Annotated in this window: 16 protein-coding genes and 1 riboswitch; of the genes, 11 read left to right on the top strand and 5 right to left on the bottom strand. The window is 68.2% G+C overall.

Translation table 11 applies throughout. From position 1 onward, the window contains the following. Window positions 1-205 precede the first annotated feature (205 nt). The 5 genes from ARC78_RS08550 (at window position 206) to ribD (ending at window position 4,521) form a co-directional block, all read left to right on the top strand. Window positions 206-676, top strand: coding sequence for an RcnB family protein (locus ARC78_RS08550; protein WP_057506094.1), 471 nt, complete (start codon window positions 206-208; stop codon window positions 674-676). 166 nt (window positions 677-842) lie between these two features. Further along, window positions 843-2,096, top strand: coding sequence for a serine hydroxymethyltransferase (gene glyA / locus ARC78_RS08545; protein ID WP_054658778.1), 1,254 nt, complete (start codon window positions 843-845; stop codon window positions 2,094-2,096). Between the two features lie 171 nt (window positions 2,097-2,267). Continuing rightward, window positions 2,268-2,801, top strand: a complete 534-nt coding sequence (gene nrdR / locus ARC78_RS08540) for a transcriptional regulator NrdR (protein WP_054658776.1) — start codon at window positions 2,268-2,270, stop codon at window positions 2,799-2,801. Between the two features lie 67 nt (window positions 2,802-2,868). Continuing rightward, window positions 2,869-3,336, top strand: coding sequence for a GNAT family N-acetyltransferase (locus tag ARC78_RS08535; protein ID WP_054658773.1), 468 nt, complete (start codon window positions 2,869-2,871; stop codon window positions 3,334-3,336). Between the two features lie 96 nt (window positions 3,337-3,432). Next, on the top strand, window positions 3,433-4,521 hold the full coding sequence (ribD, locus tag ARC78_RS08530; RefSeq protein ID WP_425480559.1) for a bifunctional diaminohydroxyphosphoribosylaminopyrimidine deaminase/5-amino-6-(5-phosphoribosylamino)uracil reductase RibD: 1,089 nt from the start codon (window positions 3,433-3,435) through the stop codon (window positions 4,519-4,521). Window positions 4,522-4,602: 81 nt separating this feature from the next. On the opposite strand, the gene ARC78_RS08525 is transcribed toward ribD, so the two are convergent. Beyond that, window positions 4,603-5,223 carry an outer membrane beta-barrel protein gene (locus ARC78_RS08525; protein WP_054660394.1) on the bottom strand — a complete coding sequence of 207 codons (621 nt, stop codon included), beginning with the start codon at window positions 5,221-5,223 and terminating at the stop codon, window positions 4,603-4,605. A 158-nt stretch (window positions 5,224-5,381) separates the two neighbouring features. Then, a riboswitch (FMN riboswitch) is annotated at window positions 5,382-5,544 on the top strand. 73 nt (window positions 5,545-5,617) lie between these two features. Between ARC78_RS08525 and ARC78_RS08520 the strand changes: the two genes are divergently transcribed. From ARC78_RS08520 to thiL, 5 genes are all read left to right on the top strand, one after another. Further along, entirely contained in the window at window positions 5,618-6,220 is a 603-nt protein-coding gene (locus ARC78_RS08520; protein ID WP_054660396.1) for a riboflavin synthase, read from the top strand. Beyond that, a complete protein-coding gene (gene ribB, locus ARC78_RS08515; RefSeq protein WP_057506092.1) occupies window positions 6,217-7,320 on the top strand; it encodes a 3,4-dihydroxy-2-butanone-4-phosphate synthase in 1,104 nt (367 codons plus the stop codon). The genes ARC78_RS08520 and ribB overlap by 4 nt, the downstream gene beginning before the upstream one ends. 58 nt (window positions 7,321-7,378) lie before the next feature. Beyond that, a complete protein-coding gene (gene ribH / locus ARC78_RS08510) occupies window positions 7,379-7,846 on the top strand; it encodes a 6,7-dimethyl-8-ribityllumazine synthase (RefSeq protein ID WP_054660515.1) in 468 nt (155 codons plus the stop codon). Next, on the top strand, window positions 7,843-8,322 hold the full coding sequence (gene nusB, locus ARC78_RS08505) for a transcription antitermination factor NusB (RefSeq protein WP_054660513.1): 480 nt from the start codon (window positions 7,843-7,845) through the stop codon (window positions 8,320-8,322). Before ribH ends, nusB begins: the two co-directional genes overlap by 4 nt. 89 nt (window positions 8,323-8,411) lie before the next feature. Then, window positions 8,412-9,386 carry a thiamine-phosphate kinase gene (gene thiL / locus ARC78_RS08500; RefSeq protein WP_057506091.1) on the top strand — a complete coding sequence of 325 codons (975 nt, stop codon included), beginning with the start codon at window positions 8,412-8,414 and terminating at the stop codon, window positions 9,384-9,386. An 18-nt stretch (window positions 9,387-9,404) separates the two neighbouring features. Here the strand turns inward: thiL and ARC78_RS08495 are convergent, their stop codons facing one another. The 4 genes from ARC78_RS08495 to ARC78_RS08480 are packed head-to-tail and all read right to left on the bottom strand — an operon-like array spanning window position 9,405 to window position 13,408. Next, a complete protein-coding gene (locus ARC78_RS08495; RefSeq protein WP_057506090.1) occupies window positions 9,405-10,781 on the bottom strand; it encodes an FAD-binding oxidoreductase in 1,377 nt (458 codons plus the stop codon). Beyond that, the gene (locus tag ARC78_RS08490; RefSeq protein WP_057506089.1) at window positions 10,778-11,320 is read right to left on the bottom strand and encodes a metal-dependent hydrolase; all 543 of its coding nucleotides are present in this window, start codon (window positions 11,318-11,320) and stop codon (window positions 10,778-10,780) included. The genes ARC78_RS08495 and ARC78_RS08490 overlap by 4 nt, the downstream gene beginning before the upstream one ends. After that, on the bottom strand, window positions 11,320-11,694 hold the full coding sequence (locus tag ARC78_RS08485; RefSeq protein WP_057506088.1) for a YraN family protein: 375 nt from the start codon (window positions 11,692-11,694) through the stop codon (window positions 11,320-11,322). Before ARC78_RS08485 ends, ARC78_RS08490 begins: the two co-directional genes overlap by 1 nt. Beyond that, window positions 11,684-13,408 (bottom strand): penicillin-binding protein activator, encoded by a 1,725-nt coding sequence (locus tag ARC78_RS08480; protein ID WP_057506087.1) that lies wholly within the window; start codon window positions 13,406-13,408, stop codon window positions 11,684-11,686. The genes ARC78_RS08485 and ARC78_RS08480 overlap by 11 nt, the downstream gene beginning before the upstream one ends. Window positions 13,409-13,490: 82 nt before the next feature. On the opposite strand from ARC78_RS08480, the gene rsmI reads away from it, so the two are divergent. Next, the gene (rsmI, locus tag ARC78_RS08475) at window positions 13,491-14,315 is read left to right on the top strand and encodes a 16S rRNA (cytidine(1402)-2'-O)-methyltransferase (RefSeq protein ID WP_057506123.1); all 825 of its coding nucleotides are present in this window, start codon (window positions 13,491-13,493) and stop codon (window positions 14,313-14,315) included. Window positions 14,316-14,349: the final 34 nt, after the last annotated feature.

The following is a 14,349-nucleotide window of genomic DNA, read 5'->3' as shown; positions in this document are numbered from 1 at the left end:
GCGCACGCCCGTGCCCGGTCCTATGACGGACTGGGCCCAAGGCAAAAGGGAATAAGCGATTATAGCCGTAAGCCAGATGGGGCCGACGGTGCCGGAATCCCTTGCTGGTTTATGAATACGAAAGCCGGGAGCCGCTTCCAGCCGGAGTTCGTTCAGACGACGTGAGCATTATGGGAAGCGTCAACCAACCCAGCGAGGGCTAGCTATGAAGATGAACCGCCTTGTTGTCGCCGCGATGACCGCCCTGCTGGCGTTCGGCGCCACCGCTCCGGCCTTTGCTGCCGGTGATCGCGATGACCACGACCGTGGGCGCCATGGCTGGGATGATCGTGGCCGTGGTCATGACCGCGGCCGTGGGCACGGCCATGACCGTCGCGAATGGCGCGATGACCGCCGCCACTACAGTTCCGGCTATCGCGAGGGTTACCGCGACGCCCGGCGCAATGACCGCCGCTATTACGCCCCGCCGCGCGTGGTGTACCGCCCGTACGGCTTTGAGCGCGGGCACCGCTACAGCAACTACTACGGCGGCCCGGTCTATGTGGTCAATGACTACAACCGCTACCACCTGCACCGCCCGCGACATGGCCACCACTGGATCCGCGACGACCGCGGCAACATGCTGATGGTGGCCATGGCCACCGGCATCATCGCCGACATCGTGCTCAACCACTGAGCCTTGTCCCGGTCTGGTTACAGGAAGGCGCCCGCAGGGGCGCCTTCCTCATATGTGGCGGGAAGGGGAAATGGTTGCAGGCGGGACCGCCGCTGGCGGGCGGTGGCGGTGGCGGTGGCGGAAGCGCTACAATCGGCAGCTCCCTCGCCCCGTACCAGGAGCTGTGATGTTCCCGCGTGATGCCCGTATCGAGTCCTATGATCCCGAGTTGGCCAAGGCCATCGCCGATGAGTGCCAGCGTCAGGAAGACCATGTCGAGCTGATTGCCAGCGAGAACTACGCCAGCCCGCTGGTGATGGAAGCGCAGGGCAGCCAGCTGACCAACAAGTACGCCGAGGGCTACCCGGGCAAGCGCTACTACGGTGGCTGCGAGTACGTGGATATCGCCGAGAAGCTGGCGATCGACCGCCTCAAGCAGCTGTTTGGCGCCGATTACGCCAATGTGCAGCCGCACAGCGGCTCGCAGGCCAACCAGGCCGTGTACTTCGCGCTGCTGCAGCCGGGTGACACCATCCTGGGCATGAGCCTGGCCCACGGTGGCCACCTGACCCACGGGGCCAAGGTCAATGCCTCGGGCAAGATCTTCAATGCCGTCCAGTACGGTGTGAACGAGCAGGGCCTGATCGATTACGACGAAGTCGAGCGCCTGGCGCTGGAGCACAAGCCGAAGATGGTGGTGGCCGGTTTCTCCGCCTATTCGCAGATCGTCGACTGGGCGCGCTTCCGCGCTATCGCCGACAAGGTCGGTGCCTACCTGTTCGTGGACATGGCGCACGTCGCCGGTCTGGTCGCTGCCGGTGTGTACCCGAATCCGATCGAACACGCCCACGTGGTGACTTCCACCACCCACAAGACCCTGCGCGGCCCGCGCGGCGGCATCATCATCGCCAAGGGCGCCGGCGAGGAGATCGAGAAGAAACTGCAGTCGATCGTGTTCCCGGGCATCCAGGGCGGTCCGCTGATGCACGTCATCGCCGCCAAGGCGGTGGCCTTCAAGGAAGCGCTGGAGCCGGAATTCAAGGCCTACCAGCAGCAGGTGGTGAAGAATGCCCAGGCCATGGCGACCACGCTGATCGCGCGCGGCTACAAGATCGTTTCCGGCGGCACCCAGAACCACCTGATGCTGGTGGACATGATCGGCAAGGACGTGTCCGGCAAGGATGCGGAGGCCGCACTGGGCAAGGCGCACATCACCGTCAACAAGAACTCGGTGCCCAACGACCCGCGTTCGCCGTTCGTGACCTCGGGCCTGCGCCTGGGTACCCCGGCGGTGACCACCCGCGGTTACCTCGAGCAGGACTGCGTGGATCTGGCCAACTGGATTGCCGACGTGCTCGATGCCCCGGCCGATGAGACGGTGATCGCCCGCGTGCGCGATGCGGTCAGCGCGCAGTGCAAGAAGTATCCGGTCTACGGCTGATGCGCCGCCGATGCCGGCGGTTTGCCGGCGCTGTGTCATTGCAGGGATCGCCACTGTGATGGTGGCCAAACCCCGGGCCCGGCAGCCTTGCTCCATCCCGGGGTTTGCTGTATCTGCGTTGTAGTGGTTCCCGCGCCGCGTTGCCGGCGCCCGATGTTGAAGGCCAGAGAGATGCATTGCCCGTTCTGCCAGCACAACGACACCCGCGTGATCGATTCACGCGTTTCCGAAGACGGCGCGACCATCCGCCGTCGCCGCGGTTGCGAGGCGTGCGGTGAACGTTTCAGCACGATCGAGACCATCGAGTTGAAACTGCCGGTCATCATCAAGAGCGATGGCGGGCGCGAGGCGTTCGATGCACGCAAGTTGCGGGTGGGGTTCGACCGCGCGCTGCAGAAGCGGCCGGTCTCGGAGGAGCGGATCGAAGCGGCGGTCCGTGCCGTGGTGCATCAGCTGCGCATGTGTGGCGAGCGCGAAGTGCCGTCGATCAAGGTCGGTGGTTTCGTCATGGATGAGCTGCGCAAGCTCGACCATGTCGGCTATGTGCGCTTCGCCTCGGTCTACCGCAGCTTCGAGGATGTGGCCGATTTCCGCGACGAGATCGAGAAGCTCGAACGCGATATGCCGGCCGCTGACGGCCAGCTCCCGCTGCTGGAAGACGGCGCATCGGCGGATGGACGCCCAGCGAAGCCCGCCAAGCGTTGAATCCGGTGCCAGGCGGCGTAGCGCTGGTGTGGCAGTGGCCGCGCGTCACGGCGGGTCGTGAATCCGGATGCTGACCGTCAATCTGCGTGATCACCCCGCTCTGGTGCCGGCGCTGGCCGCCGCGCACGTCCAGGCCTTTGGCAATCTGTTGCCGGACTGGAGCGTGGCCCAGGCCGAAGCCGAGTTGCGGGCGCAGCAACGCGACGCCATTCCCTGCACCTGGTTGGCGATGGACGCCGGAACCTGGCTCGGCTCGGTGAGCCTGCTGCACGACGATCACGAGCAGATCCGCGGCTGGTCGCCGTGGTTGGCCTCGCTGTATGTGAAACCCGAGGCGCGTGGCAGGGGTGTAGGTGCGGCGCTGGTGGAACATGCCATCGTCCAGGCCGCCGCTTTCGACGTTGCGGAGCTGTACCTGTACTGCGAAGCACCGATGGTGGCGTGGTACCGCTCGCTGGGCTGGCAGGTGCATGCCCGCCTGCCGCTGGGCCCGCTCGCGGTCACGGTGATGGCGGTGGAGACCGGTCGCCGCTAGACGTGCCGCACTGCAAGTACGGTCTGCCGGCGCATACACTGCCACCTCGTCCGTTGTCGCATCTGGCAATGGGCCGCTGACGTAATGAGGTCCCCGATGAGCCACTTCACCGCCAACGATCACCTGCTGATGGCCCGCGCGCTGCGTCTGGCCGAACGCGCTGCGTGGACGACACGGCCCAATCCGATGGTCGGCTGTGTGATCGCGCAGGGTGAGGAGGTCGTGGGCGAGGGCTGGCACCAGCGCGCCGGCGGGCCGCATGCGGAAGTGTTCGCCTTGCGCCAGGCCGGCGGGCGCGCACGCGGTGCCACCGCCTACGTGACCTTGGAGCCCTGTGCGCATTACGGGCGCACGCCGCCGTGCGCGCTGGCGCTGATCCAGGCGGGCGTGTCGCGGGTGGTGGCGGCGATGGCCGATCCGTTTCCCGATGTGGATGGCGGCGGCTTCGCCCTGCTGCGGCAGGCCGGCATCACGGTCGAGGTAGGTTTGATGGCCGCTCAGGCGCGCGTGCTCAATGCCGGCTTCCTGTCGCGGATCGAACGTGGCCGGCCGCTGGTGCGGGTCAAACTGGCCGGCAGTCTGGACGGGCGCACCGCCATGGCCGATGGCCAATCCAAATGGATCACCGGCGAGGCGGCGCGGGCCGACGTGCAGCACTGGCGGGCGCGGGCCGGTGCCATCCTGACCGGTGCGGCGACCGTGCTGGCCGATGATCCGGCATTGACCGCACGGCCCGAACACGGCGAATTCCTGCCGCCGCTGCGGGTGGTGCTGGACGCGCGGCTGCGCACCCTGGATTGCGTGCGGGTGCGTGAGGGCGGGGCGCCGACGTTGTATCTGCATGACCCGGCACTGGCCGCACCGGTGCTGGCCGGGGTCGAGTTCGTGCCCTCGCCGCTGCAGGCCGATGGCCGCTTCGATCTGGCGGCGGTGATGGCGCTGCTGGCTGCCCGGGGTATCAACGAGGTGCATGTCGAAGCCGGGCCGACCCTGTGTGGTGCCCTGCTGCAGGCCGGGCTGGTCGACGAACTGCTGCTCTACATCGCGCCATTGCTGATGGGCGATGCCGCGCGGCCGTTGCTGGCCGGGCTGGGGATCGCGACGATGGCCCAGACCGTGCCGCTGGAGCTGGCCGATGTGCGCATGCTGGGCAAGGACCTGCGGCTGTTGCTGCGTCCGGTCTGAGCAGGCGTAACCAGCGCGGCCGTTGCGAATGAAAACGGGAGCCCGAGGGCTCCCGCTGGATCTGAGGCGCTGTAACGCGGATCAGAAGCTGGCGCGGACGCCGGCCAGGTACTGGGTGGTGTCTTCGATGAACTGGATTTCGCCCACCACACCCCAGGTCTTGTTGAAGCTGACCTGGCCGCCGAGGTTGCCGACGAAGGTGCTATCCATGTCGCTGCCATCCATGACGCCGGCCTTCAGCCACGCCTCGGTGCGGGCCGAGGGCTTGCCGCGGACGCCGACGGTGGCGCGTCCGGCGGTGGAGTGATCCTTGCCGGTACCGTTGAAGCCCGGCAGGCCGGAGATCTTCACCTTGGCGTTCACCCGTACGGCGGCGATGTCGGCGGTGAAGTCCACACGCTCGCTCATGTTCATGTGGTAGCCGATACCGAGTTCCGGCTGGGCCAGATCGACTTTCAGGCGCGCGCCGGCAGCGGAATAGCTTTTGGAAACCGTCGAATAGCCGCCGAACACATGGACCTGCGGAGCGATCGCGAACGAGCCGTGGATATAGCCGCCGTCGCCTTTGGGGTCGTCCAGGAAATCGTCGTTGATCTGGACCTGGGTCCAGCCACCTTCCACATAGGTGTAGCTCATCTCGTCAGCGGAAGCGACGAACGGGGTGGCCGCCAGCAGGGCAGCCAGAATCAGGGTCTTGCGCATGGAATTCCTCTCTAAGAAGTGATGTCCGTTTCAGTCGGCCGGTTGCGGGCCGATCGCGCGACGTCGTGTCGTGCACGCAGATTTTAACATTCATATTACAAAGGTCGAGCTTCAGGCCGGGCTGGTACAATGCGCACGCCGGACTTTCCGGCACTCACAAACGTCTTCAGGGCGGGGTGCAATTCCCCACCGGCGGTAGGGGTGCAAGCCCGAGCCCGCGAGCGCTTTGTCCATCTGTCCTCCAGATAGATGCGTTGAAGGTCAGCAGATCCGGTCAGATGCCGGAGCCGACGGTCATAGTCCGGATGAAAGAAGACGGTGTCGCGGGCCCTGACGGGTCCGTGCGCCTGCATGCCTTGCGGCGTTTTTCGCTCACTTTTCGCGGAGAACGTTAGTGTTTACTGGAATCATCGAAGGCGTCGGCCGGCTGGCCGCACGCGAACCCCTCGGCGGCGATGTCCGCTTCACCTTCAGCGTGGGCACTCTGCCGTTCGATCGCGTGCAGCTGGGCGAGAGCATTGCCGTCAATGGCGTGTGTCTGACTGTGATCGACTTTGACGGCAGCAGTTTCAAGGCCGATGCCTCGACCGAAACCCTGGCGCTGACCACGCTTGGTGTGTTGACCGAGGGGGCCGTGATCAATCTGGAACGGGCCATGCGCCCGACCGACCGACTCGGCGGGCATCTGGTCAGCGGCCATGTCGATGGTCTGGGCCAGGTGCTGTCCATCCACGAGGACGCGCGCGCGCTGCGTTGGCGTTTTGCCGCGCCCAAGGCGCTGCTCAAGTACATCGCCAAAAAGGGCTCGATCTGTGTCGATGGCGTCAGCCTCACGGTGAACGAGGCCGATGACGAAGGCTTCGAAGTCGCGCTGATCCCGCACACCGTCGCCAATACCGCTTTTTCTGCCACCACCGTGGGTAGTGCGGTCAATCTGGAAATCGATCTGGTCGCCCGCTATGTCGAGCGCCTGCTGGGCCAAGGAGCCACGTCATGAGTTTCGCCCCCATCCCCGAACTGCTGGAAGAAATCCGCGCCGGCCGCATGGTCGTGATCGTCGATGACGAGGACCGTGAGAACGAGGGCGACCTGATCATGGCCGCCGAGCTGGTCCGGCCGTCGGACATCAACTTCATGGTCACCCACGCCCGTGGCCTGGTGTGCCTGTCGGTGACCCGCGAGCGCACCGCGCAGCTGGGTCTGACGCCGATGGTGCAGAAGAACACCGCCCAGTTCCACACCAATTTCACCGTCAGCATCGAGGCGGCCGAAGGCGTGACCACGGGTATTTCCGCCCATGACCGCGCCCACACCATCCGCACCGCGATCCAGCCCAACGCCAGGCCGTCGGACCTGACCCAGCCGGGCCACATCTTCCCGCTGACCGCCCAGCCCGGTGGCGTGCTGACCCGCGCCGGCCACACCGAGGCGGCCAGTGACCTGCCGCGCATGGCCGGGCTGGAAGCGGCCGGCGTGCTGGTGGAAATCCTCAATGCCGACGGCACCATGGCGCGCCGCCCGGAGCTGGAGGTGTTCGCCCGCGAGCATGGCCTGAAGATCGGCTCGATCGCCGACCTGATCGCCTACCGGCTGGCCACCGAGCACACCGTCGAGCGCGTGGACGAGCGCGGCATCAGCACCGAGTTCGGCCCGTTCCAGCTGATCACCTACCGTGACCGGATCGCCCACGACCTGCATTTCGCGCTGGTCCGCGGCACCCCGGACAAGGCCACCCCGACCCTGGTGCGGGTGCAGGTGGAAAACCCGCTGGCCGATCTGCTGCACTGGCGGCGGGAGGACTTCGGCGTGGCCAATACCGACGCGCTGCGCGCGATCGATGCGGCCGGCAGCGGGGTGATGGTGGTGCTCTCGGCACCGCGCGATACCGATGCGCTGCTGGCCCGGATCCGCGCCCAGGATGAAACCGCAGGCAAGAGCAAGGATGTCGGCCAGTGGCGGCGCAATGGCGCCGGCGCGCAGATCCTGGCCGACCTTGGCCTGGGCAAGCTGCGGGTGCTGGGCACCCCGCGCCGGCAGATCGGACTGGCCGGATATGGCCTGGAAATCGTCGAAACCGTGCAGGTGCCGGTCCCGTAACGGCCGGCAAGCGGTACTGACGCGTTAAACTTACCCACCTTTTGGACCCCCGCACCCCATGAGCCACTACGAAGGCGACCTCCGCCCGGCCGGATCGGCCCGTTTTGCCATCATCGCCAGCCGCTGGAACGCCCGCATCACCGATGCGATGGTGGCCGGCGCGCGGCAGAGCCTGGCCGGCAACGGTATCGGCGAGGACGCCATCGATGTGGTGCGGGTGCCGGGCGCGTGGGAAGTCCCGCTGGTGGCCGCGCGGCTGGCCGCCGCCGGCCAGCATGCGGCGATCATCACACTGGGCTGTGTGATCCGCGGCGATACCCGCCACTACGAACACGTAGCCGACCGTTGTGCCGAGGGCCTGATGCGCACGCAGCTGGACTTTGGCGTACCGGTGCTCAATGGCGTGCTGGCGGTGGAGCGGGTGGAGGATGCCGAGGCGCGCGCCGGCGGCAGCCACGGCAACAAGGGGGAGGAAGTCGCTTTGGCGGCATTGGAAATGGTCAATCTTCTGGAACAGCTGCCATGAACAACAAGAACAACGGCAGGCCCGCCGGAAAGCCGGTCCGTCGCGACGGTATCGATCCGGTGCTGCGTTCGCGCGCACGCCGCCGCGCCCTGCAGGCGATCTACGCCTGGCAGATTTCCGGTGGCAACGCCGACTCGCTGCTGGCGCAGTTCGCGCACGAGCAGGCCCATGAAATCGCCGATCTGGCGTACTTCGAGAACCTGCTGCGTGGCGTGCTGGACAACCGCCGCGACATCGATGAGGCGCTGGCGCCGTTTGTCGACCGTGGGGTGGAAGAAGTCGATGCGATCGAACGTGCGGTGCTGCGCGTAGCGGCCTACGAGCTGCGCTACCGCCTGGACGTGCCGTACCGGGTGGTGATCAACGAGGCGATCGAAACCGCCAAGCGTTTCGGTTCCGAACACGGCCACACCTACGTCAACGGCGTGCTCGACCGTGCCGCGCTGGAATGGCGCAAGACCGAATCGGGCCAGTAAGCCGACGGCGGCGGTGCCGCCGTTTCACCCTGAACGCGCCGGGGCCGGCATCATCGGCACCGGCGTTGTCGTTTGCGGGAGTTGATGAAGTGAGCCTTGACGAGTTTGGCCTGATCGAGCGGATCGCCGCGCGTACCCGTGCGCGCGCGGACATCGCGCTGGGCATCGGCGATGACGCGGCGCTGCTGCAGCTGCCGCCCGGGCAGCAGCTGGTGGTGACCGCCGATACGCTCAACGCCGGCGTGCATTTCCCGCCCGAGACGCTGCCGGCCGATATCGGCTGGAAGGCGCTGGCGGTGAACCTGTCCGATCTGGCCGCGATGGGCGCGCAGCCGGCCTGGTGCACGCTGGCCCTGTCGCTGCCAGAGGCCGATCCGGATTGGATCGAGGCGTTTGCCGATGGCTTCTTCGCTCTGGCCGATGCCCATGGCATCGCCCTGATCGGCGGCGATACCACGCGCGGTCCGCTGTCGATCTCGATCACCGCGATGGGCTGGGTGCCGGCAGGCCAGGCGCTGCGGCGCGACGCTGCCCGGGTGGGCGACGATGTCTGGGTCAGTGGCCATCCCGGTGAGGCCGCCGCTGCGCTGCAGCTCTGGCAGCAGGGCGGTCTGGACGTGCGCGCCGCCGCGGTCGACGGCGATCTCGAACGGCTGCGCCAGCGCCTGCAGCGGCCGGCACCACGGCTGCAGTTGGGGCTGGCGCTGCGCGGGCTGGCCCATGCGGCGGCCGATGTGTCCGATGGCCTGCTGGCCGACCTCGGCCATATCGCCTCACGCAGCGGCGTGGAGGCTGTAGTGAAGGGCGAGGCGGTGCCGTTGTCGTCCGCCCTGCGCCGCGCGTTTGGCGCCGCTGCCGCCTTGGACTGCGCGTTGCGTGGCGGCGACGACTACGAGTTGTGCTTCACCGCCGCGCCGGAACAGCGCCTGGCTTTGGAAGCGGTGGCATCGCGGCTTGCGCTGCCGCTGACGCGTATCGGTGTGATCGTCGCAGGCCAGGGTGTCCGCTGCGAAGGTGATGCCAACGGCGCGCGCGCCAGTGGCTACCGGCATTTCACCGGGTAGCCTGCTCCTGCACTGCGCCTACAGCGGCAGCACCTTGCCCGGATTGAGGATGCCGTCCGGGTCCAGGGCCTGCTTGATCGCGCGCATTGTCGCCAGCGTGGCCGGTGAAAACGCCTGGGCCATGAAGTCGCGCTTGGCCACGCCGATGCCGTGCTCGCCGGACAGCGTTCCGCCCAGTTCCAGTGCCAGTGCGAAGACCTTGGGCAGGGCGGCATGGGCGCGCGCGTTCTCGCCGGCATCGTCCGGGTGGTAGAGGATGTTGACGTGCAGGTTGCCGTTGCCGGCATGGCCGAAGGTGACGATCGGCAGCTTGGCCTCGAGCGAAAGCCGTTGCACACCTTCCACCAGGTCGGGGATGCGCGAGACCGGCACCACCACGTCCTCGTTGATCTTGCCCGGGGCGATGCTTTTCAGCGCCGGTGACAGTGCCCGTCGCGCGGCCCACAGTTTGTCGCGCGCGCTGCCGTCGGTGGCGACATCCAGTGCCAGCAGGCCATCGCCTTCGGCGGCTTCGGCCAAGGCATTGAGCAGGTAGGGCAGGGTGTCATCATCACCATCGGCGTCGATAAGCAGCATCGCGCCGGCCTCGGGCACCTGCGCGCCATTGCGGCGCAGCAGCTCCAGGCTTCGCGCATCCATGAACTCGAGCATGGTCGGGGTGACCGGCTGCGCCATCACTCGCGACACCGCGGCCGCGGCCGCACTGGCATCGCGATAGAGCACCCGCAGCCCGGCCTGCGCGCGCGGGCGCGGGGCCAGTTTGAGCGTGGCTTCGACGATCAGCGCCAGCGTGCCCTCGCTGCCGACGATCAGATGGGTCAGGTCGTAACCGGTGGCGTCCTTGGTATAGGCGCCACCGCACTGGATCAACTCCCCGCTGCCGGTGATGGCCACCAGCCCGAGCACGTTGTCGCGGCTGGTGCCGTATTTGACCGCGCGCGGACCGCCGGCATTGCAGGCCAGGTTGCCGCCGATGCTGCAGATCTCGGCGCTGGACGGGTCCGGCGGCCAGAACAGGCCGTGCGGCATCAGCGCCTGCTGCAGGTCGCCGTTGAGCACGCCTGGTTCGACCACCGCGCAGCGGTCGCCGGGACGGATCTCGAGAATGCGGTTCATGCGTGCGAACGAAAGCACGATGCCGCCGGCGGTGGGCACCGCCGCGCCGGTGGTGCCGGTGCCGGCGCCGCGCCCGACCAGCGGCACACCGTGCTCGCGGCAGGCGCGGACGATGGCCTGTACCTGTTCGCGCGTGCTTGGCAGGGCGACGCCCAGTGGCAGCGCGTGGCGCCAGGAGTTGTCCCGGGCATGAGCTTCCAGTGCGGCGGCATCGGTGCGCCAGGCCTCGCCGAGCAGCTGGGTCAGGATCTGGTGGAAGGCGGCAGGCAGCGAGTTCATGGGCGTTGGCTCAAATCGGGGGCGCGCTGCTGGACCAGGCGCCAGCCGCACACGCAGAGAAACAGCGGCAGCCACACCCAGCGCAGCTCCGAGAGTACGGTCTGCAGACCCCGGGCGCTGAAGAACTGGTTGGCGAAGGGTGAGACCCGGATCGGTCGCCACGGCGCGAACAGGCGCGCGTCGCTCCACGGCCACCACAGGGCGACGCCCAGGCCGCCAGAGGTCAGCGCGTCCAGCAGTGGATGCGACAGCGCACAGATGAGGACAAAGGCAGCGGCCTGCAACCGCCCGGCATTCAATCCGCGTGCGCCCAACAGAGCCAGGAAACCCAACAGGGCTGCGAACAGCAGCGAATGGCTGGCGCCGCGATGGCCGAGCGCATCGGCGTAGGGGATCTGCAGCGCGAAGGCGAGCACGTCCGCATCGGGCAGCATCGCCGCGACGAGGCCGGCCGCGAGCAGCCGTGGCGGGAGGCGGCCGAGATCACTGGCGCACCACAGCGCCAACGGAACTGCGGCATGGGTGAAAACGCTGGGCATCAGCAGTCGTCGGCGCGGAAAGCGTCGCGGATCCAGTGCAGCTGGGGTGGCTCGCCGCTGGCATCAACCACGTCGAAGCGGCAGGCTGCCTGGGCCAAGGCCGGCTGGCTGGCCAGATACAGCTGTGCGGCATGCAGCAGCTTGCGGCGTTTGCCGGTGTCGACCGAGGCCGCGCCGCCACCGAAGGCGGCCGAGCGCCGATAGCGCACTTCCACGAACACCACGCTGTCGCCGACCGGGTCGTGCATCACCAGGTCCAGTTCGCCGCCGCGGAAGCGGACGTTGCTGGCCCGCCAGCGCAGGCCGGTGCTCTCCAGCAGCGTCCGGGCGGCGGCTTCGACCGCCGCGCCGCGTTGCGACGGCTCAGCGGCCATCACCGATTGCGACCGGCCGTCCGCCGCTGAAGCTCGACCAGGCCGGGGTGCGGATCACATTGCCGAAGCCGTCCAGCAGCAGGCTGCCGGTGGCGCCCTGCAGTCCGCCCTGGGTAGCGTTGGCCAGCTTCTCCAGATAGGCGCTGATCTTCCAGGCGTCATGGCCGAAGGCGAACAGGCGCGCGGCGCCGCCGCGGGCGGTGGGCAGCGTGGCCGCCAGGCTGCTGGCGGCCGGCAGGCCGGCCACGCCGCGTGCGGTCCAGGCTTCGCCCGGGAACACGATGCCATCCAGCGCGCTGTCTTCCTCGGCCTTGCCGGTGTTGCTGAGCAGCTGCGAGGTGCCGATGCGGCTCACCGCCGACAGGCCGGCCAGCGCCAGCTGCGGCGACAGGGCGCGCGCCTGGTTGCCCTTGACCGCCAGGAACACCGCGTCCACGCCGTTGGCCTGGCGCAGCTGGGCGCCGATATCGCCGGGGACATCACCCACGCTGATGCTGGCGGCGACCTTGCCGCCGCGCTCGTTGAAGCGCTCCTTGAAGGCGGCGCTGGCGCGACGGCCAGCATCGTCGTTGCTGGCGATGATCAGCACGTTGCCGCGCTCGCGGCCGAGCAGGTATTCGGCCGCGATGATGCCGTCGTCCTCCGGGGCCAGCGAGAAGGCGGCGTTGCCCGGCGGCGGGGTGTCCTTGCCGCGGTTCAGGGCCAGCATCGGCACCGGCAGCTGGTCACGTTGGAACAGTGCATCGACTTCCTCGCGCCCCAGCGGGCCGACGATGAAATCGGCCCCGTCTGCTGCCGCCTTGTCATAGGCGGCGCTGGCGCCCGCGGCCGTGCCCTTGGTGTCTAGGAAATCGATCTGCGGACGGCGCCGGGTTTCACCGTAGTAGCCGGCCAGCAGGCCGTCGCGCACCGGTGCGGCGGCGGTGGCCATGTTGCCGCTGAGCGGCAGCAGCACCGCCAGCTTGAGCGGCGGCCGGTAGCCATCGGCCTCGGCCGGCGGTCGCTTGCCGGTATCCAGCTGCCAGGCGGCATCGCGGTCGAACGGGCGCGGCAGCGGCAGGCCGCGGGCGATCAGGGCGCGGCCGGCGAAGTTGTAGAGCGGATCGCCGGCCGGCAGTGCGGCGGTGCGGCTGCCCAGGGTGGCATCGTCCAGGCCGGCCAGCAGGCGGGTGATGGCGCGCTGGTTGTCGGCGCGTGCGCTGCCGCTGAGTGCCACTGCCGCGCGTGCGCGATCGGCCGCGGCATTGAAGGCGTCACCGGAGGCTTCAAAGGCCTGGGCGCGGGCCAGGTGCCAGCGCGCCTGCAGCGCGACCGGCAGCTGTTCCGGGCGTTCGCCCAGCGCCTGCAGCGCGGCGGCCGGCTGTTTGTCCTGCAATGCCAGTTCGGCACCGAGCAGGCTGAAACGCTGGCGGCTGGCACCGCCGAGCTGGCGCATCTGCACCTGCGCCATCAGCATGCGTGCGCGGGCACTGTCACCGGCTTCGTGCCAGGCGAAGGCGGCGTCGGCCAGCAGCTGTGATTTGGCCGCACCGCGGGCTGCGCCGGCCTGGGCTTCCAGCTGCTGCGCCGCCTCGCGCGGTTTGCCCTGTTCCAGCAGGGCGATGGCCGCCTGCTGGGCCGGTGAGCTGGTGGGGGCCACGCTGGTGGTGGCGCAGCCCACGAACAGCAGCATCGACAATGACAGGGCGGAAATCCGTGCGACTGGCTTGTTCATTTGGGGTCCGTTCGACAGGGCGCGGCAGTGCCGGGCTGGGGAAACGGTACGATTCTAACCTTGGCCCATGGAAATACCGATGATGAGTACCGCTGCTGCCACCTTGTATGTCGTTGCCACGCCGATCGGCAATCTGGCCGATCTGAGCCCGCGCGCGCAGGAGGTGTTGCGCACGGTGGCCGCGATCTGCGCCGAGGACACGCGCCATACCGGCCAGCTGCTGTCGCACTTCGGGATCAGCAAGCCGCTGGTGGCGCTGCACGACCATAACGAAGAGGCGATGGCGCAGCGCGTGGTGGCGCGTCTGCAGGGCGGCGAATCGCTGGCGGTGGTCAGCGATGCCGGCACGCCGCTGGTCAGCGATCCGGGTTTCCGGCTGGTGCGCGCCGCGCGCGCGGCGGGAATCAAGGTCAGCCCGGTGCCGGGTGCCTGCGCGGCGATCGCCGCGCTGAGCGTGGCCGGCTTGCCCAGCGACCGCTTCCTGTTCGAGGGCTTCCTGCCGGCCAAGGGGGCGGCGCGGCGCGATCGTCTGCAGCGGCTGGCCGGTGAAACCGCCACGCTGGTGTTCTACGAGTCTTCGCACCGTATCGAAGAGTCGCTGGCCGACATGGTTGCCGTCTTTGGTGCCGAGCGTCCGGCGGTGATCGCCCGCGAGCTGACCAAACTGTTCGAGACCGTGCTTGATGGCGATCTGGCTGATCTGCTGGCGCAGGTCCAGGCCGATCCCAACCAGCGCAAGGGCGAGTTCGTGGTGATGGTGCAGGGCGTCGGTGACGATGAGGCGGGCAAGATCGCCGAAGGCCGTCGCCTGTACGCCAAGCTCAACGAGCACCTGCCGCCGTCCACCGCCGCCAAGCTGGCCGCCGAACTGAGCGGTGCGCCGCGCAAGGCGCTGTACGGCCAATGAGCTAGCCTAGGTTTTGGGTTCCTCACGCATGTCA

Origin of the sequence: Stenotrophomonas pictorum JCM 9942 (assembly GCF_001431585.1) — a bacterium.
Taxonomy (GTDB): Bacteria; Pseudomonadota; Gammaproteobacteria; order Xanthomonadales; family Xanthomonadaceae; genus Stenotrophomonas; species Stenotrophomonas pictorum.
This window is presented reverse-complemented; position numbering and strand designations above follow the sequence as displayed.

What these genes read in the sequence shown, in the direction of transcription:
- nusB (WP_054660513.1), top strand. Translation starts at nt 7,843, where the DNA reads ATGAACAACAAGAACAACGGCAGGCCCGCCGGAAAGCCGGTCCGTCGC.
- rsmI (WP_057506123.1), top strand. Translation starts at nt 13,491, where the DNA reads ATGAGTACCGCTGCTGCCACCTTGTATGTCGTTGCCACGCCGATCGGC.
- ribB (WP_057506092.1), top strand. Translation starts at nt 6,217, where the DNA reads ATGAGTTTCGCCCCCATCCCCGAACTGCTGGAAGAAATCCGCGCCGGC.
- ARC78_RS08550 (WP_057506094.1), top strand. Translation starts at nt 206, where the DNA reads ATGAAGATGAACCGCCTTGTTGTCGCCGCGATGACCGCCCTGCTGGCG.
- ARC78_RS08490 (WP_057506089.1), bottom strand. Translation starts at nt 11,320, where the DNA reads ATGCCCAGCGTTTTCACCCATGCCGCAGTTCCGTTGGCGCTGTGGTGC.
- ARC78_RS08495 (WP_057506090.1), bottom strand. Translation starts at nt 10,781, where the DNA reads ATGAACTCGCTGCCTGCCGCCTTCCACCAGATCCTGACCCAGCTGCTC.
- ARC78_RS08525 (WP_054660394.1), bottom strand. Translation starts at nt 5,223, where the DNA reads ATGCGCAAGACCCTGATTCTGGCTGCCCTGCTGGCGGCCACCCCGTTC.
- nrdR (WP_054658776.1), top strand. Translation starts at nt 2,268, where the DNA reads ATGCATTGCCCGTTCTGCCAGCACAACGACACCCGCGTGATCGATTCA.
- ARC78_RS08535 (WP_054658773.1), top strand. Translation starts at nt 2,869, where the DNA reads ATGCTGACCGTCAATCTGCGTGATCACCCCGCTCTGGTGCCGGCGCTG.
- ribD (WP_425480559.1), top strand. Translation starts at nt 3,433, where the DNA reads ATGAGCCACTTCACCGCCAACGATCACCTGCTGATGGCCCGCGCGCTG.
- ribH (WP_054660515.1), top strand. Translation starts at nt 7,379, where the DNA reads ATGAGCCACTACGAAGGCGACCTCCGCCCGGCCGGATCGGCCCGTTTT.
- ARC78_RS08480 (WP_057506087.1), bottom strand. Translation starts at nt 13,408, where the DNA reads ATGAACAAGCCAGTCGCACGGATTTCCGCCCTGTCATTGTCGATGCTG.
- glyA (WP_054658778.1), top strand. Translation starts at nt 843, where the DNA reads ATGTTCCCGCGTGATGCCCGTATCGAGTCCTATGATCCCGAGTTGGCC.
- ARC78_RS08485 (WP_057506088.1), bottom strand. Translation starts at nt 11,694, where the DNA reads ATGGCCGCTGAGCCGTCGCAACGCGGCGCGGCGGTCGAAGCCGCCGCC.